We start from the raw sequence: 22,767 nt of genomic DNA, 5'->3' as shown, positions 1-22,767 counted from the left end.
CGGACCATGCAAACTCGTGACGACATTTTCAACACCCTGCGCGATGCCTTGGTCGAGCTGTTCGAACTGGATCCGGCGCGGATCAGCCTGGAGTCCAACCTGTATCAGGATCTGGAGATCGACAGCATCGACGCGGTCGACCTGATCGATCACATCAAACGCCAGACCGGCAAGAAAATCGCCGCCGAAGAATTCAAATCGGTGCGCACCGTCGGTGACGTGGTCGAGGCGGTCTACCGTCTGGTTCAACCGGCCGCATGAGCCGATTGATCGGCCTCGGCCTGCTGCTGGCGGGGCTGCTGTACCCCTTTGCGGTGTATTTCGGCATGGAGCACTTCGCCCCGTGGCAGTTCGGACTGCTGCTGGGCGGGCTGTGGCTGGCGCGCGCGCTGACCGGCGAGCGCAAACCCGGCAGCCGCTGGATGGCCTGCGTAGCGATCGTGTTCTGCCTGCTGCTGGCGCTGTTCGACAGTCCGCTGTTGCTGCGCTGGTATCCGGTGCTGATCAGCGGCTTCATGCTGGTGCTGTTCAGCCTGAGCCTGAAATACGGGCCGCCGATGGTCGAGCGTCTGGCGCGATTGCGCGAGCCGCAATTGCCGCCCGAAGCGATCCGCTACACCCGCCAGGTCACGGTGGCCTGGAGCGTGTTTTTCTTCTGCAACGGTTTGTGCGCCGCGCTCCTGACCCTGTGGGCGCCGCTGCATTGGTGGATGTTGTACACCGGCCTGATCTCCTACGGATTGATCGGCCTGATGTTTGCCATTGAATGGCTGATACGACAACGGGTAAGAGGCCGTAAATGAACTGGATAAAACTTGAGCAACTGTTGCTCAAGGCCCTGCCGGAGCGCGCGATCAGCGCCGCCCCGGCGCTCGACCACACGCAACTGCGCGAGCAGGCGCTGAGCGTTGCCGCCGGCCTGCAGGCACGCGGCGTGCAGCGCATGGCGGTGCATCTGGAAGATGCCGCCGACCTCGCCATCGCCCTGCTCGGCGCCTGGCGCGCGGGCGTCGCCGTCCTGCTGCCCTCCGACCTGCAAGCGCAGACCCGCCAGCGCTGGTCGAGTGAGGTCGATCTGTGGTTGAGCGATCACCCCGATGATGCTCACTTGAGCGATCTGCTGCAGCCGGCCCTGCCCGGTGCTGAACTCGACCTCGAGCAGTGCCGCCTGAGCCTGTGCACCTCCGGCTCCAGCGGCGAGCCCAAGCGTATCGACAAGACCCTGCGCCAACTGGCCAACGAGGTCGAGGCACTGGAGCAACTGTGGGGCGCGGATCTGGGTGAAGCCTGGATCATCGGCAGCGTCGCCACCCAGCACATCTACGGTTTGTTGTTCCGGGTGCTGTGGCCGCTGTGCGCCGGACGGCCGTTCGTGCGCAGGCAACTGGCGTTCCCGGAAGACCTGCAGCGCGCCAGCCGCGAACACCCGGCCTTCGCCTGGGTCGGCAGCCCGGCACTGCTCAAACGCATGGGCGACAACCTCGACTGGCCGGCCCTGAGCGCCGTGCGCCGGGTGTTTTCCTCCGGCGGCGCTTTACCCGCAGACGCGGCGCAGAGCCTGCAGCAACGCCTGCAACAGTGGCCGACCGAAATCCTCGGCAGCTCGGAAACCGGCGGCATCGCCTGGCGTCAGGGCGCCAGCCTGTGGCAGCCCTTCGCCGGGGTTGAACTGAGTCAGGACAGCGACGGCGCCCTGCTGATCGCCTCGCCCTACCTGCCAGCCGGGCATGTCGAGCACACCGCCGATGCCGCGCGCATTGCCGCCGACGGGCGTTTCGAACTGCTCGGGCGGCTGGACCGGATCGTCAAACTCGAAGAGAAGCGCATCTCCCTGCCGATGCTCGAACAGGCACTGGTCGCCCACGAGTGGGTCGCCGAAGCGCGGCTGGGCGTGGTTCAAGAAAACCGTGCGGTGCTTGGCGCCTTGCTGGTGCTCAGCGAAGCGGGCCTGTTCGCCTTGCGCGAGCACGGCCGCCGCAGCCTGACCGAAGCCCTGCGCAAACACCTGAGCCAGCATTGCGAAGCCCTGGCCTTGCCCCGGCGCTGGCGTCTGGTGCGACAACTGCCGCTGAACAGCCAGGGCAAGCTGCCGCAGGCCGACATCGAAGCGCTGCTGCTGGCGCCACGGCCGAAAGCCCCGGAAGTGCTGGAGCAGGTCGAAACCGACGGCGAGTGGAGCCTGCAATTGAGTGTTCCGCCGGACCTGGCCTACTTCAGCGGCCACTTCCCCAAGGCCCCGGTGCTGCCCGGTGTGGTACAGGTCGAATGGGCGCTGAACCTTGGCCGACAACTGCTGAACCTGGCCGGCAAATTTGCCGGCATGGAAGTGCTGAAATTCCAGCAACTGGTGCGCCCGGGCGATGAAATCCAGCTGCACCTGCGTTTCGATCCCGAGCGCGGCAAACTGTATTTCGCCTACCGTAACGACACCGCGACCTGCTCCAGCGGACGAATCCTGCTAGGAGCCGCCGATGCATAACCCTTGCGCCGTAATTCCGGTCTACAACCATGAAACCGCGATCGGCACCGTGGTCGACGCGCTGCTCGCCCAAGGCCTGCCGTGCATTCTGGTGGACGACGCCAGCACCCCGTCCTGCGCGCGAGTGCTGGATGCGCTGGCCGAACGCGAAAGCGTGCATCTGGTGCGCCTGACCCTCAATCAGGGCAAGGGCGGCGCGGTGATGACCGGCCTGCGCGAAGCTGCGCGTCTGGGCTTCACCCATGCCCTGCAGGTTGACGCCGACGGCCAGCACGACCTGCACGACGTCGCCCGTTTCGTCGAGGAATCCCGCGCCCACCCGGAAGCGATGATCTGCGGTTATCCGCTGTTCGACGAGAGCGTGCCCAAGGGCCGCTTGTACGCACGTTATCTGACCCACGTGATGGTCTGGATCAATACGCTGTCGTTGCAGATCCGCGATTCGATGTGCGGTTTTCGCGTCTATCCGCTGGCCCCGACGCTGGCGGTGATCGACTCGGCGCGGGTCGGCAAGCGCATGGATTTCGACTCCGACATCCTCGTGCGCCTGTCGTGGCGCAACCAGCCGATGCGTTGGCTGCAGACCAGCGTGCATTACCCGCTGGATGGCGTCTCGCACTTCCGTCTGCTGCACGACAACGCGCTGATTTCCAGCATGCACACCCGGTTATTCTTCGGCATGCTGCTGCGCCTGCCGCTGATCCTCTGGCGCCGGTGGCGCACATGAGCGTCGAGACCGACAAGAAGCACTGGGCCGACCGCGAAGAACGCGGCAGCTTCCTGCTGATGAAATTCACCGCGTTCGCCGCCAAGGTGCTTGGCCGGCGTCTGCTCAGTCCGCTGCTGTACGGCATCGTCCTGTACTTCTTCCTGTTCGGCCGTACCGCGCGCAACAGTGCCTGGCAATACCAGCAACGGCTGGCCGACTGGAGCCAGCGTGCCGAATTGCGACCGAGTTACTGGCGGGTGTTCCGCCAGTTCATGGCGTTCGCCGATTCGCTGCTCGACAAGCTCGACGTGTGGAACGGCAAGATCCGCATTGAGCAGATCGAAATCATCGACCCGGCATTGCTGCGCAATCAGTTGCGCGGCAGTCGCGGGCAACTGCTGGTCGGCGCGCACTTGGGCAACCTCGAAGTCTGCCGGGCGCTGGCCGAGATCGGCGAAAAGGTCACCATGAATGTGCTGGTGCACACCAAGCACGCCGAGCAGTTCAACCGTTTGCTGGGCGAGGCCGGGGCGACCAATCTGCGCCTGATTCAGGTCAGCGAACTGGATCCGGTGATCATGCTGCAACTGCACGAACGTCTGGAGCGCGGCGAATGGCTGGCGATTGCCGGCGACCGCGTACCGTTGCATGGCGGGCGCAGCGTCAACGTGGATTTTCTCGGCCACCCGGCAGCGTTTCCGCAAGGCCCGTGGTTGCTGGCCGGTTTGCTCAAATGCCCGGTCAATCTGCTGATGTGCCTGAAACAACCGGACGGCCACTATCGCCTGACCCTCGAGCCGTTCGCCGACAGCGTGACCTGGACACGCCGCGAGCGCGAGCAGGTCATTCATCAGTGGGCCACCCGCTATGCGCAGCGCCTGAGTCACTATTGCCTCGAAGCCCCGCACCAATGGTTCAACTTTTACCCTTTCTGGAAGACCGATGACGACGCCAACCCATGAGCCGGTAACCTTCGGCGAACGCCCTTTGCGCATCGAAGACGTGCTGGCCCTGGCCAACCGTCAGGCGCCCGTGCAGTTGCAGAGCGACGCCGCTTACCGCGAGCGCATCGCCAAAGGCGCACGGTTCCTCGATTCGCTGCTGGACAAGGAAGGCGTGATCTACGGCGTGACCACCGGTTACGGCGATTCCTGCGTGGTCGCGGTGCCGCTGCATCACGTCGAGGCACTGCCGCGTCATCTCTACACCTTCCACGGTTGCGGCCTCGGCAAACTGCTCGACGCGCAAGCCACCCGCGCCGTGCTGGCGGCGCGTTTGCAGTCGCTGTGCCACGGCGTGTCCGGAGTGCGGATCGAACTGCTGGAGCGCCTGCACGCCTTCCTCGAACACGACATCCTGCCGCTGATCCCCGAAGAAGGTTCGGTTGGTGCCAGCGGTGATCTGACGCCGCTGTCCTACGTCGCCGCCACCCTGTCCGGCGAGCGCGACGTGCTGTTCCGTGGCGAACGCCGGCAAGCGGCCGACGTGCATCGCGAACTGGGCTGGACGCCATTGGTGCTGCGCCCGAAAGAAGCGCTGGCCTTGATGAACGGCACGGCGGTGATGACCGGCCTCGCCTGCCTCGCCTTCGCCCGCGCCGACTATCTGCTGCAACTCGCCACGCGCATCACCGCGCTCAACGTGGTCGCGCTGCAAGGCAATCCGGAACACTTCGACGAGCGTCTGTTCGCCGCCAAGCCGCATCCGGGGCAGATGCAAGTCGCCGCATGGCTGCGCAAGGATCTGGCGATCGACGCGCCGACCGCGCCGCTGCATCGCCTGCAGGATCGCTACTCGCTGCGCTGCGCCCCACACGTGCTCGGGGTGCTGGCCGACAGCCTGAACTGGCTGCGTGCGTTCATCGAGACCGAACTCAACAGCGCCAACGACAACCCGATCATCGACGCCGAAGCCGAACGCGTGCTGCACGGCGGGCACTTCTACGGCGGGCACATCGCGTTCGCCATGGACAGCCTGAAAAATCTGGTGGCCAACGTCGCCGACCTGCTCGACCGGCAGCTCGCGCTGCTGGTCGACGAGCGCTACAACCACGGTTTGCCGAGCAACCTGTCCGGCGCCCCGGCGGATCGCGCCATGATCAACCACGGTTTCAAGGCTGTGCAGATCGGCACCAGCGCCTGGACCGCCGAAGCGCTGAAAAACACCATGCCGGCCAGCGTGTTCTCACGCTCCACCGAGTGCCACAACCAGGACAAGGTGAGCATGGGCACCATCGCCGCCCGTGACGCGATCCGCGTATTGGAGCTGACCGAGCAGGTCGCCGCCGCCACCTTGCTCGCGGCCAATCAGGGCGTCTGGCTGCGCGGTCGCGATGAAGACGCACGCGCGCTGCCACCTTCGCTGGCCGCCATGCACGAAGAGCTGGCCAAGGACTTCCCGCCGGTCATCGAAGACCGTGCACTCGAAGGCGAATTGCGCCTGTGTCTGCAACGTATCGCCGAGCAACACTGGAGGCTGCATGCGTAGCGCCGGAGTGCTGCACGCCGACACGGAAATCCTCGTACCGTTTTTCGACGTCGACACTATGCACGTGGTCTGGCACGGGCATTACGTCAAATACCTGGAAGTGGCGCGCTGCGCGCTGCTCGACCAGATCGGCCACAACTACACGCAGATGTCCGAATCCGGTTACGCGTGGCCGATCATCGACCTGCAACTGCGTTATGTGCGCGGCGCGGTGTTCGGCCAGCGCTTGAACGTACGCGCCAGTCTGGTGGAGTGGGAGAACCGCTTGAAGATCAATTATCTGATCACCGACCTGCAGACCGGCGAACGCCTGACCCGTGCCAGCTCGGTGCAGGTGGCGGTCGAGATCAGCAGCCGCGAGATGCAACTGGCCTCACCCAAAGTGTTCACCGATGCGGTGGAAAGGATGCTGCGATGAACCTGTTCTGCAAATGCCTTGGCGCGATGGCGCTGCTCGCCGTGTCGACGCTGGCCAACGCCTTCGACCTGCAACAGCTCAGCGAGCAACTGGCGAAACCGGACGTGATCCACGGCCAGTTCATTCAGGAAAAACATCTGCGCGCGCTGCCTCAGCCGTTGATCAGCAAGGGCAGCTTCGTGCTGGCGAAAAATCACGGCCTGCTCTGGCTGCTCAAGACCCCGCTGCAACAGGATTACCGCATCACCGCCAACGGCATCGCCCGTCGTGACGGCAACGCTTGGCAGTTGCTGCCGAACAAGAGCGCCGGTGCCGAACAGAACCGCTTGTTCCTCGCTGTGCTGCAAGGCGACAGCAGCGGTTTGCAACGGGATTTCGAACTGGCCCTGAGCGGTGATGCGCAGCGGTGGAAACTCACCTTGACCCCGCGTTCAGTGCTGCTCAAGCAAGTGTTCAATCAGATCAATATCGACGGCGGTGAGCTGGTGCAGACCATCGAGCTGCTGGAAACCCAGGGCGACAGCACCGTGCTGCGCATGCAGGACAGCACCTCCGGTCAACCGTTGAGCGAAGCGGAGCAACATGACTTTGCCCAGTGAGCGCAGGCTGCCGTGGCTGTTTCTGATCCTGCTGCTGGCAGTCGTCGCGCTGGCCGGGTGGCAGTGGCGCGACGGTGCGCCACTGTCGGCCAACCTCATGGAGCTGGTGCCCGGAACCAACCCTGACGCCCTCGAACTGCGCGCCGAACAGCGCATGCAGGAGCCGCTCAATCGGGAAATGCTGGTGTTGGTCGGTCACACTGATCGCCAGCAAGCGGTGGCCATGGCCCAGACTTTGGGCGAGCAATGGCAGGCCAGCGGTCTGTTCGAAAAGGTCCAGTGGAACCTGCAGGCGGATCTGCCGGCGCTGCGCACGCAACTGCTGCAAGGGCGGCTGGCGATGCTCTCGGCAGATGACCGGCAACTGCTGAGCGAGCATCCCGATGCGTTCATTCAGCAACGGGTGCAGGCGCTGTTCGACCCGTTCAACGGTTTCACCCTGGTGCCGAGCCAGGACGACTGGCTGGGCCTGACCGGACGCATTCAGAACAGCCAGCCGAAACACGGCGCGGTGCAACTGGACATCGGCAGCGGCGCACTGGTCGCCGATGCCGACGGCAAGCGCTGGGTGCTGCTGCGCGCGCGCACCACCGGCAATGCCTTCGACATGAACCTGCCGCTGAAAGTCGCTGATCTGCTGCAGCACAGTCGCGAGCAGGCGGCGAAATCCGACGTACAACTGTTGGCCGCCAGCGGTCTGCTGTACGCCGCCAACGGCCAGCAACAAGCCACCCGCGAAATGACCTGGGTCGGCGGCGGCGCCACTCTCGGGATTCTGTTGTTGCTGCTGTTGGCGTTTCGCCGCTGGCGGGTGCTGCTGGCGTTCGTGCCGGTGCTGGTGGGCATGCTGTTCGGCGCGGTGGCCTGCGTGGCGCTGTTCGGCCACATGCACGTGATGACCCTGGTACTCGGCTCCAGCCTGATCGGCGTGGCGGTGGATTACCCGCTGCACTATCTGTCGAAAAGCTGGAGCCTCAAGCCGTGGCGCAGCTGGCCGGCGCTGCGCCTGACACTCTCCGGACTGACGCTGAGCCTGATCACCAGCGCCATCGGTTATCTGGCGCTGGCCTGGACGCCCTTCCCGGCGCTGACACAAATCGCGGTGTTCTCTGCCGCAGGATTGCTCGGTGCCTATCTGTCGGCGGTGTGCCTGCTGCCGGCCCTGCTGAACAACGTTGAGCTGCAACCGGCGCAATGGCCGCTGCGCCTGGCCGAGCGCTTGGTGCAACTGCGCGAAACCCTGCTCGAACACGTGCGCACCCCGGTGCTGCTGGCGCTGTTGATCGCGTTCTGCGCTGGCGGTCTGGTGCAGCTGCAAAGCAAGAACGACATCCGCCAGTGGGTCGGTGCGCCACAACGCCTGACCGATGAAGCGCAGACCATCGCGCGCATCACTGGCTATCAGCCGACCAGCCAGTTCTTCCTCGTGCGCGGCGCCAATCAGCAGCAACTGCTGGAGCGTCAGGCCGCGTTGAGCGAGCGTCTGCAGCAACTGGTCAACCTCGACAAACTGCAAGGCTATCTGGCCCTCGATCAACTGCTCAGTCCGCCGAGCCAGCAACAGCAGGTTCGCGAAGCGCTGAGCAAACTGCCGCAATACTGGCAGCCACTGCTCGAGCTCGGCGTACCGCTCGCGGCGTTGCAAACCGAGTTGCAGCAGTTGCAGAACCTGCCTGCCGAAGACATCGACGCGGCACTGGCCGGGCCGTTAGGCGAGCCTTACCGTACGCTGTGGCTCGGCCCGACCGCTGACGGCGTGGCGGCGATGACCAGCCTGCAAGGCCTGAACAATCCGTCACTGCTGCGGGTGCAAGCCCTGGACTTGCCGGGGGTGATGCTGGTGGATCGTCTCGGCGAATTGAACAACGTGTTCGCCGCGACCCAGATCAGCGCCGCCGAACTAAAACTCGCCTCCTGCGTGTTGATTGTGCTGGTGCTGACCGTGCCGTTCGGCTTCGGCGGCGCGTTGCGCATCGTCGCCTTGCCGCTGCTGGCGGCGCTGTGCAGCCTGGCCAGTCTCGGTTGGCTCGGTCAGCCGCTGACCCTGTTCAGCCTGTTCGGCCTGCTGCTGGTGACGGCGATCAGCGTCGATTACGCGATCCTCATGCGTGAGCAGGTCGGCGGTGCGGCTGTCAGCTTGCTGGGCACCTTGCTGGCAGCGCTGACGACCTGGCTGTCGTTCGGTTTGCTGGCGGTGTCGAGCACGCCGGCGGTGAGCAATTTCGGCCTGTCGGTGAGCCTGGGGCTGGCCTTCAGTTTCATTCTGGCGCCGTGGGCCGGACGTCACGTCCACCGCGCCGCCGTCGTGGAGCCGGCAGCGTGATGGTCGTCGGTTTCTGGCTGATGGCCTTGGCGCTGTTCGCTGTGGCGACCCGTGTCGGTCGGCATTTCGGCCTGATCCCGATCGTCAGCCAGTTGCTGCTGGCCAGCTTCGGGTTGCCGCTGCTGATGTATTTCTGGATCGAACCGGGCTGGCAGCTCAGCGGTGCCGAGCTGATTGCGCCGGTGTGGCTGAAAGACCTCTACAGCCTGAGTTTCGCGCTGTTGCTCGGGCACATTCTCAGTGATGTGATCGACCTGCGTCTGGACCGCCAGAGCGTGAAAATCGCCGTGCCGAGTTTTGCCGTGCCATTTGCCTCCGGTCTGGCGGCCGCCGCTTGGTTGCTGCCAGCGCAACCGTGGCTGAACTCGCTGGCGATCGGTCTGGTGTTCGCGATCACGGCGATCCCGGTGCTGTACCTGTACCTGCGCCACATCGACTATCCGCCCGCCGCCACCCGGCGTCTGGTGCAGACCGCCATCCTCATCGACCTGACCTGCTGGACGCTGTTCGGTCTCGCTCAGGGCAGTCTGCATCTGAGCAGTCTGTTGCTGCCGCTGGGACTGGCCTGCGTGCCGCTGCTGTTGCATCTGCTGCGCGTGCGTCGACCGCTGACCTACAGCCTTGGTTTCTTTGCGCTGCTGGTGCTGGCCGAGCACTACAAACTCAACGCACTGATTTTCGGCATCGGTTATCTGCTGTGCATGGCCTTGCTGAAAGTGCCGCTGGTGCTGCCATTGCCGGCGCGGTGGATGAGCCGTTTGCAGACATGGATCGCGATCCCGCTGATCCTCACCTTCGGTATCGTGCAGATTGACGTGCACAGCGCCCTCGCCAGCCTCGGCGCGGTGCAATGGGCGGCGCTGCTGCTGTTGCCGATTGCCAGTAAACTGCTCGGCAACTGGCTGGGCCTGGGCTGGGCCGGTGCGTCGTTCGAAGGCGCCAGCCGCTGGCGTGAAAGCGTGCTGCTGAATATTCGTGGCCTGAGTGAAATCGTCTTTCTCAACCTGTTGCTGCAACAACAGCTGATCAGCCCGGCGCTGTACTTCGCGCTGATGCTGATGGGCCTGATCGCGACGCTGTTGCCGGCCCTGATCGGCCTGCACCGCGCGCCTCTGAAAACCACCGCCACTGTGCCCGGGAGTTCACGTGCCAACCGTTGAAATGCAACGTCGTCAGGTAGTGATCATCGGTGCCGGCCCGTCCGGCGCCATCGCCGCCGCCCTGCTCAAGCGCAAGGGCCACGATGTGCTGGTGCTCGAGCGCCAGTACTTCCCGAGGTTTTCCATTGGTGAAAGCCTGCTCAGCCATTGCCTGGACTTCGTCGAAGAAGCCGGCATGCTCGACGCCGTCAACGCCGCCGGATTCCAGCGCAAGACCGGTGCTGCGTTCGCTTGGGGCGAGCGCTACAGCGCCTTCGATTTCAGCGACACCTTCACCGCAGGCAAACCCACCACGTTCCAGGTGCAGCGCGCCGATTTCGACAAGCTGCTGGCCGATCAGGCTGCACTGCAAGGTGCCGAGATCCGTTACGGCGATGCCATCGTCCGCGTTGATTTCGACCGGGCCAAACCGCAGCTCGACGTGCTACGCGAAGACGGCAGCGAGTACCGCGTCGAAGCGGATTTCGTACTCGACGCCAGCGGCTACGGGCGCGTGCTGTCGCGTTTACTCGATCTGGAAGCGCCATCGAATTTCCCGGTGCGCCAGGCGGTGTTCGCCCACGTTGAAGATCACATCGACAACCCGGCCTTCGACCGCGAGAAGATCCTCGTCACCACCCACCCCGAGCACCGCGACATCTGGTTCTGGACGATCCCGTTCAGCAACGGGCGCTGCTCGGTGGGCGTGGTCGCTGCCGCCGAACACTTCAAGGGTCGCGACAGCGATCTGGACGCCTGCCTGCGCGGCTTCATCGCCGAAACCCCAAGCCTCGCCGGCGTGCTGAACAACGCGGTGTGGGACACTCCGGCGCGCGCCCTCGGTGGTTATGCGGCGAATGTGAAAACCCTGCATGGCCCCGGCTTCGCCCTGCTCGGCAACGCCGCGGAATTTCTCGACCCGGTGTTCTCCTCCGGCGTGACCATCGCCATGCGTTCGGCGAGCATGGCCGCCGCCGTCCTGCACCGGCAGTTGCAGGGCGAAGCCGTCGATTGGCAGCGCGAATTCGCCGAACCGCTCAAACGTGGGGTCGACACCTTCCGCTGCTACGTCGAAGGCTGGTATGCCGGCACCTTTCAGGACGTGATTTTTTATCAAGACAGTCAGGCGGAGATTCGCCGAATGATCTGCTCGATCCTCGCCGGTTATGCCTGGGATGAACGCAACCCGTTCGTCAGCGAAGCGCGCCGCCGGTTGAAGATGATTTCCGAACTCTGTGCAAAGGACGCCCCATGAATTACTTGAGCGACAGCTACGTCGAGGAAACCCGCTTCGGTTTCTGGTTCCTGCGCAGCCACACCTGGCAGCACCATGTGTTGCGCGTGGCGATCAACGATTTGCGCGGATTGTTCAGCGAGTCGCTGCCGGCCCATCCGGTGCTGCTGGATGCCGGCTGCGGTCAGGGCAAATCGTTCCGCCACCTGCACCAGACCTTCGCCCCACAGCGTCTGATCGGCGTCGATGCCGATCCGCACAGCCTGCAACTGAGCGCCGAAGAAGCGGCGCGCCAGGGTTTCGATGTCGAGCTGATCGGCAGCGACTGCGCAACGCTCAATGTGGCCGATGCCAGTGTCGACCTGCTGTTCTGCCACCAGACCTTTCATCATCTGGTTGAACAGGAAAAAGCCCTCGCCGAGTTCTACCGCGTACTCAAACCGGGCGGTTATCTGCTGTTCGCCGAGTCCACCGAGGCTTACATTGATACCTGGGTGATTCGCTGGCTGTTCCGCCATCCGATGCATGTGCAGAAGAGCGCGGCGCAGTACCTGGAGATGATTCGCCAGCAGGGTTTCGAGTTTGGCGAACGCAATGTCTCGTACCCGTATTTGTGGTGGAGTCGTTCGAAGGATTTCGGCTTGCTGGAGCGGTTCGGGTTGCGCCGGCCGAAGCCGTTTGGCGAGCGTGAGGAAACGTTGGTGAATGTCGTCGCGCGCAAGCCGCTTGAAGGTGGTCTCTGATGCGACACATAACCTGTAGGAGTGAGCCTGCTCGCGATAGCGGTGGGTCAGCCGACATGTTTTTCGAATGTGCCACCGTCATCGCGAGCAGGCTCACTACTACAAGGTTTGCGGTGTGGCTGATGTTGGTGATGTTCGCCCTGTTGAGTGGTTGCGCCAGCCAGGCCCCGCTGCCCGCGAGCAACCCGACGCTGCCGTTACCGCTGCAACTGCACATCGAACGCCAACAGGCCGATCAACGCCAGGACTGGCTGCTGGTGATCCAGCGCGAAGGCTCCGGCATCCGCTGGTCGATGATGGACCCGCTGGGCATCCCCCAGGCGCGTCAACAACTGATCGACGGTCGCTGGCAGGCCGACGGGCTATTGCCGCCCAACCCGGAAGCCCGGGAGCTGTTTGCCGCGCTGCTGTTCGCCCTGACCCCCTCCGGCGAACTGGCGCGCAATTACCCCGCCGCGCAGCAGCAGGGCGAGCAACGCACGCTGGCGCCGCGCTGGACGATCCGTTATGCACAACCGTTGAGTTTCCAATTGAATCTGCCCCAAGGCCCGCACTATCGGGTTTCTCCTCTCGGTGAACCGACGCCATGACTGCCTACCTCAATGCCCTCGGCGTGATCTGCGCGCTGGGTCGCGACAAGCACCAGGTCGCTCACAACCTGTTTGCCGGTGACTGCTCGGGCATGCGCCGCGAGTCCGGCTGGGTGGCCGGGCGTGAGTTGCCGGTGGCGGCGGTGCACGGTGAACTGGCGGCGATTCCGGCCGAACTGGCCGACCAGAGCAGCCGCAATAATCAACTGCTGCTGGAAGCCGCACTGCAGATTCGCGAGGACATCGATCGGGCGATCCAGACCTATGGTCGCGCGCGCATCGGCGTGGTGCTCGGCACCAGCACCTCGGGGATCGACGAAGCCAGTCGCGGGTTGGCGCACTACCTTCGTGAGCAGCAGTTCCCGGCCGAGTACGACTATCGGCAACAGGAACTCGGCGCCCCGGCGAATTTTCTCGCCGACTGGCTGCAACTCAGCGGCCCGGCCTACGTGATTTCCACCGCCTGCACGTCCAGTGCGCGGGCGTTGATGAGCGCGCAGCGCCTGCTCGATCTGGGCCTGTGCGACGCGGTGCTGTGCGGCGGGGTCGACAGCCTGTGCAAACTGACGCTCAACGGTTTCAGTTCACTGGAAGCGGTGTCTGACCAGCGCTGCAATCCGTTCTCGGCCAACCGCAACGGCATCAACATCGGCGAAGCGGCGGTGCTGTTCCTGATGAGCAAACAACGCAGCGACGGCCCGGCCATTGCCCTGCTCGGCAGCGGCGCCAGCTCCGACGCGCACCACATTTCCGCGCCGGAACCGAGCGGCCGCGGCGCCCTGCAAGCGATGCAGAAAGCCTTGAGCCGCGCACAGCTGCAAGCGGCGCAAATCAGCTACCTGAACCTGCACGGCACCGCGACCCAGCACAACGATGCGATGGAAAGTCTGGCGGTCGCCACGCTGTTCCCCGACGGCGTGGCCTGCTCGTCGACCAAGCCGATGACCGGCCACACCCTCGGCGCGGCCGGTGCCCTCGAAGCGGCGTTCTGCTGGCTGAGCCTGAGCGCCGACAACCCGCAGCACGCCCTGCCGCCACACGTCTGGGACGCCCAGCCCGACCCCGACTTGCCGGCGTTGAAGTGGGTGACCGCGAGCGAACGCCTGTCGTCCATTGCACCCCGCTACCTGATGAGCAACTCGTTTGCCTTCGGCGGCAACAACGTCAGCCTGATTATCGGAGACGCCCCATGAACGACTGGCCGCTCGCCGAACTGCTGCCCCACGCTGGCGACATGATTCTGCTCGACCGCATCCTCAGCTTCGACGAGGAGCAGATCCACACCCGCCTCACGGTCAAGCCCGACGGCTTGTTCAACCTGCCCGACGGCAGCCTGCCGGCGTGGGTCGGCATCGAGTTGATGGCGCAGAGCGTCGCCGCCTTCGCCGGTTGTCATGCTCGCTTGAAGGGCAAACCGGTCGAGCTCGGCTTCCTCCTCGGCACGCGTAAATTCGAGTGCAACGTCGAGGCGTTTCCGGCCGGCAGCGAACTGACTATCCATGGCATCCGTTCGCTGGAAGACGACAACGGCATGGGTGTTTTCGAATGCCACATCAACGCCCCCGGCATCGAGGCCAGTGCACGCTTGAACGTGTTCCGCCCGCCGCAGCCCAGCCAATACCTTGAACAAAACAGAGAGTCGAACGATGACTGAATCCGTACTGGTCACCGGCTCCAGCCGTGGCATCGGCCGCGCCATTGCCTTGCGTCTGGCGCAGGCCGGGCATGACATCGTCCTGCATTGCCGCAGCGGAGTGGCTGAAGCCCAGGCCGTGAAAGCCGAAGTCGAAGCGCTGGGCCGCAACGCGCGCATCCTGCAATTCGACGTCGCCGACCGCGAAACCTGCAAAACCATCCTCGAAGCCGACGTCGAAACCCACGGTGCCTATTACGGCGTGGTGCTCAACGCCGGCCTGACCCGCGATGGCGCTTTTCCGGCGTTGAGCGATGACGATTGGGACGTGGTGTTGCGCACCAACCTCGATGGTTTCTACAACGTCCTGCACCCGGTGATGATGCCGATGATCCGCCGCCGCGCCGCCGGTCGGATCGTCTGCATCACTTCCGTGTCGGGTTTGATCGGCAACCGTGGCCAGGTCAACTACAGCGCCTCCAAGGCCGGGGTGATCGGTGCGGCGAAAGCGTTGGCGATTGAACTGGGCAAGCGCAAAATCACCGTTAACTGCGTCGCGCCGGGCCTGATCGACACGGCGATGCTCGACGAAAACGTGCCGGTGGAAGAGCTGATGAAAATGATCCCCGCACAACGCATGGGCACCCCGGAAGAGGTTGCCGCTGCGGTGAATTTCCTGATGTCGGCGGAAGCCTCGTACATCACCCGCCAGGTCCTGGCGGTCAACGGAGGCTTGTGCTGATGAAGCGCGTTGTCGTCACCGGCATGGCCGGCATCACCTCGCTGGGCAGCGACTGGCAGACCATCGCCGGCAACTTCGCGGCCAACCGCAGCGGCATCCGCCGGATGGACGAGTGGGACCGCTTCAGCGAACTCAACACCCGTCTGGCCGGGCCGATAGATGATTTTGTCGTACCGCCGCACTGGACCCGCAAGCAACTGCGCAGCATGGGCCGGGTGTCACGGCTGGCGGTGGGTGCGGCGGAACAGGCGCTGGCTGACGCCGGCCTGCTCGGTGACGAATCGATCAAGGACGGGCGCATGGGCGTGGCCTGCGGCTCATCCACCGGCAGCACCGACGAGATAAAGGCGTTCGGCAACATGCTGCTCAACTCGGTGGCCGAAGGCCTCAACGCCAACTCCTACGTGCGGATGATGCCGCACACCACCGCGGCCAACATCAGCATTTTCTTCGGCCTCACCGGACGCCTGATCCCGACGTCCAGCGCCTGCACCAGCGGCAGTCAGGGCATCGGCTACGCCTACGAGGCGATCAAGTTCGGACGGCTGCCGCTGATGCTCGCCGGCGGTGCCGAAGAGCTGTGCCCGACCGAAGCCATGGTCTTCGACGCGCTGTACGCCACCAGCCTGAAAAACGACGCGCCACAGACCAGCCCACGTCCGTACGACAAGGGCCGCGACGGTCTGGTGATCGGCGAAGGCGGCGGCATGCTGGTGCTCGAAGAGCTGGAGCATGCGCTGGCGCGCGGTGCGCGGATCCACGCCGAGATTGTCGGTTTCGGCAGCAACGCCGACGGCCAGCACACCACCCGCCCCGAGCAGGTGACCATGCGCCGCGCCATGGAACTGGCGCTGGAAGACGCCGGGCTGACGCCGGATGCCATCGGTTACGTCAATGGTCACGGCACCGCTACAGAACAGGGCGACATTGCCGAAACACTGGCGACCAGCAGTCTGTTCGGCGAACACATGCCGATCAGCTCGCAGAAGAGTTTCCTCGGCCACACGCTGGGGGCCTGCGGGGCGCTGGAGTCATGGTTCAGCATCGAGATGATGAATCGCGACCTGTATGTGCACACGCTCAACCTCGACGAGGTCGACCCGCACTGCGGCAAGCTCGATTACCTGCGCGGCGAATTCCGCCAGATGCATCACGAGTACGTGATGAACAACAATTTCGCTTTTGGTGGCGTCAACACCTCGTTGATTTTCCGCCGCTGGCACTGACCGCAACACCTTTGGAGTGAAGGGAATGACTCAGTTTCACCGCATCGCCGCCCTGCTGGCCCTGGCCTTTGTGCTCGGCGGTTGCACCAGCAAACCGGTTTACAACGCCAAGGAAGAGTTCTCGCCCAACCTCGGCTTCACCCAGCAACAGATGAGCCGCGCCATCGTCACCGCACTCAATGATCGCCAGTGGGTGGTGCAGTCGGTGCGCCCGGGCATGATCAAAGCGGCGATTACCGTACGCGGCCGTCACCACGCCGAAGTCGACATCCCGTTCAGCCCGACCTCGTTTGAAATCGACTACCGCAGCAGCTACGGCCTCGACGCCAAGGACGGCAAGATCCACGGCAACTACAATCGCTGGGTCAACCGCCTGCGCGACAACGTGCTCAAGGAACTGTCGATCAACCCGGACATCGAGTTCGTCAACGACTTGGGCATCGTCAAGCAAGGCGCCGACGAACCGACCTACCTGAGCTTTCGCGAGGGCGTCAAACGCGCCACCGACGCCGGCCTGCTCGACGGCAGCGTGAAGTTCTACCTGGCCGGCGAAACCCTGCCCAAGCAAGTGCGCAAACTCGACACCGTGAGCAGCAGCCGCAAGACCAATGGCTCGAACAAATCCGACGCCGACGCCTGCTTCTGGGCCCTGCAGTCGGCTCTCGCCACCCTGCAGAACGCCGCGAAAAAAGCCGACGCCAACGCCGTGATCAACATCGCCAGCGTCGACCAGCGCGACCTGTACAAAGACACCGAGAAATTCCAGTGCCGCGCCGGCCTTGTGGTGTCGAGCGTGGCGTTGCGTGGGGATTTGGCGCACGTTGATTGATTGAACTGTAGAAACGACAAAGGGCGCCTTGCGGCGCCCTTTGCTATTCAGTTCAGCTCAAGTGCTGGCATGTAACTTCAAGCCCAACGCCTTCACCACTTTCAGAATCGTTCCAAACTCAGGATTTCCTTCACCTGACAGTGCACGGTAGAGACTTTCTCGAGACAGCCCGGCGTCACGTGCGACTTGGGTCATGCCTCGCGCTCTCGCAATGGTGCCCAGTGCCTTGGCGATAAAGGCAGGATCATCTCCAGCCTCCTCCATGCAGGCATCCAGATAATTGGCCATGTCCTCTTCTGTCTTGAGGTACTCGGCTGAGTCCCAACGAGTGAATTGTTCGGTCATGGGTTTTGCTCCTGCCAAGACTCCGCGATGAGCTTGGCTTGCTTGATATCTCGGGGTTGGCTGCTCTTGTCTCCACCACAAAGGAGGATGACCACTTGCCGACCTTGTTGCATGAAATAGACTCGATATCCGGGGCCATAGTCAATTCTGACTTCGCTGAGCCCCTCACCGACGACTTTGACATCACCAAAATTCCCATCGGCCATACGATCAATGCGCACCTGAATACGCATCCTGGCGCGGCTGTCAGCCAGCTTCAAAAGCCAGCTGGAGAATGTTGAACTTCGAATAATCTCGGGCATGCTCGGAAGTGTAGCCCTTGAGCTACACATGTTCCAGATGGTTTTTTCTGCACCGACGTACGGTGTCTACACTCGTTAAATCGTTGAATGCTGACTCGCAAAGTCAAGGAGATGACCATGCAAGTGAAAGCCCTGATCGCCGCCGCACTCCTCGGGCTATTGCCCATCGCCAGCCACGCCACCAACCTGATGTACATGCCGTTCGAAACCGTGCTCTCGGATGCGATCCGCGCCGGGCGGCTGGATGGCAGTGTGAAGTTCTATCTGATCGGCAACGGGCCGCAGGGCACGCAGCAGTTGTTACGCCGGGATGTGGTCAGTGATTTGCGCACCAACGGTTTCAACAAGAGCGATCACGACTCCTGCGAGTGGGTGCTGCAGTCGAACCTGATCAAGTTGCAGGCCGATGCCAAACGGGTCGGGGCGAATGCGGTGGTCAATATCGTCAGTTATTACGACCAGCATGTGCGCAAGGATTTGAATACCTATGAGTGCCGTGCGGGAGTGTTTGTGACACGGGTGGCGTTGAAGGGGGATCTGGTGCGGTTGCCCTGAGGGGCGTTGGTGTTTGAGTTGACGCCTTCGCGAGCAGGCTCGCTCCCACCTTGGAATGCGTTCCCCTGTGGGAGCGAGCCTGCTCGCGATTTGATTGCGCAGCAATCAAGCTTTTGAAGGCTCAACCTTGCGCGTCAGCAGCTCGACGAACGCCTTGGCCATCGGCGATTTCTGATCCTTGCGCTGCACCAGCCACACCGCCGACACCGCCTCCGGATCAAGCAGTGGTCGATAGACCACACCGTCAATGCGCATCCGCTGATACGACGCCGGCAACACCGAAACCCCCAGCCCCGCTGCGACCAGTCCGATGATGGTCATCGCCTCACCGGCCTCCTGGGCGAAGTGCGGGCTGAATCCGGCATCGCGGGCCAGACTGAGCAGTTGCGCATACAGCCCGCTGCCGTAGCTGCGTGGAAAGAACACGAACGGCTCCAGCGCCAGCGCCGAGAGGAACAAGCCTTCCTCGCTGCCCTGCGCCAACGGATGTTTGGAGCCGAGCACCGCCACCAGCGGCTCACGCATCAGCTCCACCACACTGAGCGAATCCGGCAGGCCCAGCGGGCGCATGATCCCGACTTCGATCGACTCATCCACCAGCGCATCCGCGACCATGGTGCTGCTCATCTCCCGCAGGTTCAGGTGCACTGCCGGGAAACGCTGGCGAAAAGAAAAAATCGCCTGGGGAATGGTCGAGTTGAACGGCGCCGACGAGGTGAAGCCAATCTTCAATTCGCCGAGCTCGCCGAGTTGCGCACGCCGGGCGACATCCGCGGCTTTGTCGACCTGCGCCAGCACCAGCCGCGCCTCCTGCAGAAACAATCGGCCGGCCTCACTCAGTTCGACCCGACGATTGGTGCGCTCGAACAACCGCGCGCCGACCTCTTGCTCCAACGCCTGAATCTGCTGACTCAACGGTGGCTGAGAGATCCCCAGTACCTGTGCAGCGCGGCCGAAATGCAGTTCTTCGGCGACGGCGATGAAGTAGCGCAGATGACGCAATTCCATGGAAACCCCATTAGGTCGTTAAAGCTATCAAACAGGTCGAACAATATATTGGATAGAAACATTAGCCAGCTATATGATTTTTTCATTGCCTGCCTGGCCGTGCCCTCCGAGGTCTGATGTGAAAACCGCCGCCGCCCCTCTTGCCCATGAAGTTCCGCCTGCCGCGACGGACGATGTCATCGCCGAGCTGCAGGAGATCTACATCGAAAAAGGCACGCCGATGTTCATGCGCACGGTGCTCGCGCTGTTCAGCGGTGGCTTCGCGACCTTCGCTTTGCTGTATTGCGTGCAGCCAATGATGCCGCTGCTGTCTCACGAGTATTCGATCAACGCCGCGCAGAGCAGCCTGATTCTGTCGGTGGCGACCGGCATGCTGGCCGTCGGGCTGTTGATCACCGGGCCGATCTCCGACCGGGTCGGACGCAAACCGGTGATGGTCGCGGCACTGTTCGCCGCCGCGTTGTGCACCATCGCCAGCTCGATGATGCCGAGCTGGCACGGCGTGCTGATCATGCGCGCGCTGATCGGGCTGTCGTTGAGTGGTCTGGCGGCGGTGGCGATGACGTATCTGAGCGAGGAAATCCATCCGCAGCACATCGGTCTGGCGATGGGCCTGTACATCGGCGGCAACGCAATTGGCGGGATGAGCGGGCGGTTGATCACCGGGGTGCTGATCGACTTTGTCAGCTGGCACACGGCGATGCTGGTGATCGGCGGTTTGGCATTGGTCGCAGCGGCGGTGTTCTGGAAGATCCTTCCCGAATCGCGCAACTTCCGCTCGCGCTCGCTGCACCCACGCAGCCTGCTCGATGGCTTCACCATGCACTTTCGCGACGCCGGCCTGCCGCTGCTGTTTCTTGAAGCGTTCGTGCTGATGGGCGCCTTCGTCACTCTGTTCAACTACATCGGTTATCGCCTGCTGGCCGCGCCGTACAACCTCGATCAGGTGTTCGTCGGTTTGCTGTCGGTGGTGTACCTGTCGGGCATCTACAGCTCGGCGAAGATCGGTTCACTGGCGGACAAACTGGGGCGGCGCAAAGTGCTGTGGGCAACCATCGCGCTGATGTTCGCCGGCCTTGCGCTCACGATGTTTACACCGCTGTTGCTGGTGATCGTCGGCATGCTGATCTTCACCTTCGGCTTCTTCGGCGCGCACTCGGTGGCGAGCAGCTGGATCGGCCGGCGTGCGACCAAGGCCAAGGGCCAGGCGTCGTCGTTGTATTTGTTCAGCTATTACGCCGGGTCGAGTATTGCCGGCACGGCTGGCGGGGTGTTCTGGCATCTCGGCGGGTGGAATGGCATCGGCCTGTTTATTGGCGCCCTGTTGATGATCGCGCTGTTGGTGGCGTTGAAACTGGCGAAGTTGCCGCCCCTCGGTGGCAGCGCTCCCGCTTGAGTCAGAACACCATTTTTTTCAGGATTCGGCGCCCACACATTTCGTGTTTGATAACGGCTGCGATGTGTAGCGCTACTTGAACCAGTAACATCACGCACGCCCAAACATGGATGACGAAGAACCGATCAATCCACTGTAGATCGTTCAGCGGCGCCGGAATAAGAACCAGATCAAATATATTGATCGGTCGATCCATCATTAATATTCCTGTGAGCAAGACAACCGCCGTCATCAGATAAATAGACTTATGCATCCAACTCGCCAGACGCTCCACAAAGGTCCTGTCCACCTCGCAAGTGGTGTGAGAGCCTCTGACAGAAACATACAATCTCAGTATAAATATCGGAATAAATAAAGCCGTCACCGAAACATTTATAAATCCGACTATCGATTTTGTTTCCGCTGCAACTTTAATGACTGACACATAGAAGCCAGACAACAGAGCCCATAAAATTACTGCCGCAGATATCCAGTGCAAAGCAATCTGGAGACGCGAATATCCAACCCTTTTCATTGCAACCATCCTGATAAACAAGTGGCGCAATTACAAGGCTCTTAATTATCAACGTCAACGAGAAAACCATTAACAGAAACTGCACAAAGTAAACAATCTTTACGAACAAGGTTTATTGCACGTTCAACTTAAACATACAAAAATCAATTACCGCCCGAACATTGCATTCGGGCGGTCGTGTCAAAATCTTACTTGTGATACTGCGCCGACAGTTCATGCACCGCGCGCAGGAACGCACCGGCGTGCTCTGGGTCGACTTCCGGAGTGATGCCATGACCCAGGTTGAACACGTGGCCACTGCCTTTGCCATAGCTGGCCAGAATGCGCCCGACTTCAGTGCGGATCGCTTCCGGTTTGGCGTAGAGCACGGTCGGGTCCATGTTGCCTTGCAGCGCGACCTTGTCGCCGACACGGGCGCGGGCGTTGCCGATGTCGCAGGTCCAGTCCAGGCCCAGTGCGTCGGCGCCAGCGTCGGCGATACTTTCCAGCCACAGGCCGCCGTTCTTGGTGAAGAGGATCACCGGCACTTTGCGACCGTCGTGCTCGCGGATCAGGCCGCTGACGATTTTCTTCATGTACGCCAGGGAGAACTCCTGATACGCCGCCGCCGACAGGTTGCCGCCCCAGGTATCGAAGATCTGCACCGCTTGCGCGCCGGCCTGGATCTGGCCGTTGAGGTACGAGGTGACCGACTGCGCCAGTTTGTCCAGCAGCAGGTGCATGGCTTGCGGGTTGTCGTAGAGCATCGCCTTGGTTTTGCGGAAGTCTTTCGACGAGCCGCCTTCAACCATGTAAGTGGCGAGGGTCCACGGGCTGCCGGAGAAGCCGATCAGCGGCACACGGCCGTTCAGCTCGCGGCGGATGGTGCTGACCGCGTCCATCACGTAGCCGAGGTCTTTGTGTGGATCAGGGATCGGCAACGCTTCGATGTCGGCCAGGGTGCTGACGACTTTCTTGAAGCGCGGGCCTTCACCGGTCTCGAAGTACAGACCCTGGCCCATGGCATCGGGGATGGTGAGGATGTCGGAGAACAGGATCGCCGCGTCCAGTTGCGGGTAGCGGTCGAGCGGTTGCAACGTAACTTCGCAAGCGAATTCCGGATTCATGCACAGGCTCATGAAATCACCGGCCTGGGCACGGCTGGCGCGGTATTCAGGCAGGTAGCGGCCGGCCTGGCGCATCATCCACACCGGGGTGACGTCTACAGGTTGCTTGAGCAGGGCGCGGAGGAAACGGTCGTTCTTCAGGGCAGTCATGTCGGCATCCGGAAAAAAAGTGCGGGCATTTTCTCAGAGCGCGACGCAAAAGGCACGGATGCAGGTCAGCCTTTTGTCTATCGGGTCAATTTATTGCGTTGGAATACTGATTTTGCAACACCGAGAAACAACTGTGGGAGCGAGCCTGCTCGCGAATAGGCCGGTACATCCAACAGTGAAATTGGCTGACAGACCGCTTTCGCGAGCAGGCTCGCTCCCACAGGGTTATTGCGTTTGGTT

25 protein-coding genes are annotated in these 22,767 nt (G+C 62.6%); 20 read left to right on the top strand and 5 right to left on the bottom strand.

Annotated features, from left to right (window positions below; translation table 11 throughout):
• The first annotated feature begins 6 nt into the window (after positions 1-6).
• The 18 genes from H043_RS0107570 (at position 7) to H043_RS0107485 (ending at position 17,151) form a co-directional block, all read left to right on the top strand.
• The gene (locus H043_RS0107570) at positions 7-261 is read left to right on the top strand and encodes an acyl carrier protein (protein WP_003220947.1); all 255 of its coding nucleotides are present in this window, start codon (positions 7-9) and stop codon (positions 259-261) included.
• On the top strand, positions 258-803 hold the full coding sequence (locus H043_RS0107565; protein ID WP_027611342.1) for a membrane protein: 546 nt from the start codon (positions 258-260) through the stop codon (positions 801-803). Before H043_RS0107570 ends, H043_RS0107565 begins: the two co-directional genes overlap by 4 nt.
• Complete coding sequence (locus H043_RS0107560; protein WP_027611341.1) at positions 800-2,479, top strand: acyl-CoA synthetase family protein; 1,680 nt, start codon at positions 800-802, stop codon at positions 2,477-2,479. The genes H043_RS0107565 and H043_RS0107560 overlap by 4 nt, the downstream gene beginning before the upstream one ends.
• Positions 2,472-3,206, top strand: coding sequence for a glycosyltransferase family 2 protein (locus tag H043_RS0107555; protein WP_027611340.1), 735 nt, complete (start codon positions 2,472-2,474; stop codon positions 3,204-3,206). The genes H043_RS0107560 and H043_RS0107555 overlap by 8 nt, the downstream gene beginning before the upstream one ends.
• Complete coding sequence (locus H043_RS0107550; RefSeq protein ID WP_027611339.1) at positions 3,203-4,150, top strand: glycosyl transferase; 948 nt, start codon at positions 3,203-3,205, stop codon at positions 4,148-4,150. The genes H043_RS0107555 and H043_RS0107550 overlap by 4 nt, the downstream gene beginning before the upstream one ends.
• Positions 4,131-5,675, top strand: coding sequence for a histidine ammonia-lyase (gene hutH, locus H043_RS0107545; RefSeq protein ID WP_027611338.1), 1,545 nt, complete (start codon positions 4,131-4,133; stop codon positions 5,673-5,675). Before H043_RS0107550 ends, hutH begins: the two co-directional genes overlap by 20 nt.
• Positions 5,668-6,093: a thioesterase family protein gene (locus tag H043_RS0107540; RefSeq protein WP_027611337.1), complete on the top strand. Its 426-nt coding sequence runs from the start codon at positions 5,668-5,670 to the stop codon at positions 6,091-6,093. Before hutH ends, H043_RS0107540 begins: the two co-directional genes overlap by 8 nt.
• Positions 6,090-6,692, top strand: a complete 603-nt coding sequence (locus tag H043_RS0107535; RefSeq protein WP_027611336.1) for an outer membrane lipoprotein carrier protein LolA — start codon at positions 6,090-6,092, stop codon at positions 6,690-6,692. The genes H043_RS0107540 and H043_RS0107535 overlap by 4 nt, the downstream gene beginning before the upstream one ends.
• A complete protein-coding gene (locus H043_RS0107530; RefSeq protein WP_027611335.1) occupies positions 6,676-9,015 on the top strand; it encodes an MMPL family transporter in 2,340 nt (779 codons plus the stop codon). Before H043_RS0107535 ends, H043_RS0107530 begins: the two co-directional genes overlap by 17 nt.
• Complete coding sequence (locus H043_RS0107525) at positions 9,012-10,175, top strand: hypothetical protein (RefSeq protein WP_027611334.1); 1,164 nt, start codon at positions 9,012-9,014, stop codon at positions 10,173-10,175. The genes H043_RS0107530 and H043_RS0107525 overlap by 4 nt, the downstream gene beginning before the upstream one ends.
• Positions 10,162-11,409, top strand: a complete 1,248-nt coding sequence (locus H043_RS0107520; protein WP_027611333.1) for an NAD(P)/FAD-dependent oxidoreductase — start codon at positions 10,162-10,164, stop codon at positions 11,407-11,409. Before H043_RS0107525 ends, H043_RS0107520 begins: the two co-directional genes overlap by 14 nt.
• Positions 11,406-12,131: a class I SAM-dependent methyltransferase gene (locus H043_RS0107515; RefSeq protein ID WP_027611332.1), complete on the top strand. Its 726-nt coding sequence runs from the start codon at positions 11,406-11,408 to the stop codon at positions 12,129-12,131. The genes H043_RS0107520 and H043_RS0107515 overlap by 4 nt, the downstream gene beginning before the upstream one ends.
• A gap of 122 nt (positions 12,132-12,253) precedes the next feature.
• Complete coding sequence (locus tag H043_RS0107510) at positions 12,254-12,721, top strand: hypothetical protein (protein ID WP_049827820.1); 468 nt, start codon at positions 12,254-12,256, stop codon at positions 12,719-12,721.
• A complete protein-coding gene (locus H043_RS0107505; protein ID WP_027611330.1) occupies positions 12,718-13,914 on the top strand; it encodes a beta-ketoacyl-[acyl-carrier-protein] synthase family protein in 1,197 nt (398 codons plus the stop codon). Before H043_RS0107510 ends, H043_RS0107505 begins: the two co-directional genes overlap by 4 nt.
• Entirely contained in the window at positions 13,911-14,375 is a 465-nt protein-coding gene (locus H043_RS0107500; RefSeq protein ID WP_027611329.1) for a hotdog family protein, read from the top strand. Before H043_RS0107505 ends, H043_RS0107500 begins: the two co-directional genes overlap by 4 nt.
• The gene (fabG, locus tag H043_RS0107495; RefSeq protein ID WP_027611328.1) at positions 14,368-15,096 is read left to right on the top strand and encodes a 3-oxoacyl-ACP reductase FabG; all 729 of its coding nucleotides are present in this window, start codon (positions 14,368-14,370) and stop codon (positions 15,094-15,096) included. The genes H043_RS0107500 and fabG overlap by 8 nt, the downstream gene beginning before the upstream one ends.
• On the top strand, positions 15,096-16,322 hold the full coding sequence (locus H043_RS0107490) for a beta-ketoacyl-ACP synthase (RefSeq protein WP_027611327.1): 1,227 nt from the start codon (positions 15,096-15,098) through the stop codon (positions 16,320-16,322). The genes fabG and H043_RS0107490 overlap by 1 nt, the downstream gene beginning before the upstream one ends.
• 25 nt (positions 16,323-16,347) lie before the next feature.
• On the top strand, positions 16,348-17,151 hold the full coding sequence (locus H043_RS0107485) for a hypothetical protein (protein ID WP_027611326.1): 804 nt from the start codon (positions 16,348-16,350) through the stop codon (positions 17,149-17,151).
• A gap of 57 nt (positions 17,152-17,208) precedes the next feature.
• Here the strand turns inward: H043_RS0107485 and H043_RS0107480 are convergent, their stop codons facing one another.
• Positions 17,209-17,496, bottom strand: coding sequence for an addiction module antidote protein (locus H043_RS0107480; RefSeq protein ID WP_007943750.1), 288 nt, complete (start codon positions 17,494-17,496; stop codon positions 17,209-17,211).
• Positions 17,493-17,798, bottom strand: a complete 306-nt coding sequence (locus H043_RS0107475) for a type II toxin-antitoxin system RelE/ParE family toxin (protein ID WP_027611325.1) — start codon at positions 17,796-17,798, stop codon at positions 17,493-17,495. Before H043_RS0107475 ends, H043_RS0107480 begins: the two co-directional genes overlap by 4 nt.
• Positions 17,799-17,915: 117 nt before the next feature.
• Between H043_RS0107475 and H043_RS0107470 the strand changes: the two genes are divergently transcribed.
• Positions 17,916-18,353: a hypothetical protein gene (locus H043_RS0107470; RefSeq protein ID WP_027611324.1), complete on the top strand. Its 438-nt coding sequence runs from the start codon at positions 17,916-17,918 to the stop codon at positions 18,351-18,353.
• Positions 18,354-18,458: 105 nt separating this feature from the next.
• Here the strand turns inward: H043_RS0107470 and H043_RS0107465 are convergent, their stop codons facing one another.
• The gene (locus H043_RS0107465) at positions 18,459-19,361 is read right to left on the bottom strand and encodes a LysR family transcriptional regulator (protein ID WP_027611323.1); all 903 of its coding nucleotides are present in this window, start codon (positions 19,359-19,361) and stop codon (positions 18,459-18,461) included.
• Between the two features lie 118 nt (positions 19,362-19,479).
• On the opposite strand from H043_RS0107465, the gene H043_RS0107460 reads away from it, so the two are divergent.
• On the top strand, positions 19,480-20,757 hold the full coding sequence (locus tag H043_RS0107460) for an MFS transporter (RefSeq protein WP_027611322.1): 1,278 nt from the start codon (positions 19,480-19,482) through the stop codon (positions 20,755-20,757).
• A gap of 1 nt (position 20,758) precedes the next feature.
• Here H043_RS0107460 and H043_RS0107455 read toward each other — a convergent pair whose 3' ends face one another.
• A complete protein-coding gene (locus H043_RS0107455) occupies positions 20,759-21,271 on the bottom strand; it encodes a cytochrome b (protein ID WP_027611321.1) in 513 nt (170 codons plus the stop codon).
• 188 nt (positions 21,272-21,459) lie between these two features.
• Complete coding sequence (gene hemE / locus H043_RS0107450) at positions 21,460-22,527, bottom strand: uroporphyrinogen decarboxylase (protein ID WP_027611320.1); 1,068 nt, start codon at positions 22,525-22,527, stop codon at positions 21,460-21,462.
• Positions 22,528-22,767 lie beyond the last annotated feature (240 nt).

This window comes from Pseudomonas sp. URIL14HWK12:I6 (assembly GCF_000514195.1).
GTDB classification, from domain to species: Bacteria; Pseudomonadota; Gammaproteobacteria; order Pseudomonadales; family Pseudomonadaceae; genus Aquipseudomonas; species Aquipseudomonas putida_A.
The sequence above is the reverse complement of the archived record's forward strand: the minus strand, read 5'-3'. Positions and strand labels throughout refer to the sequence as shown.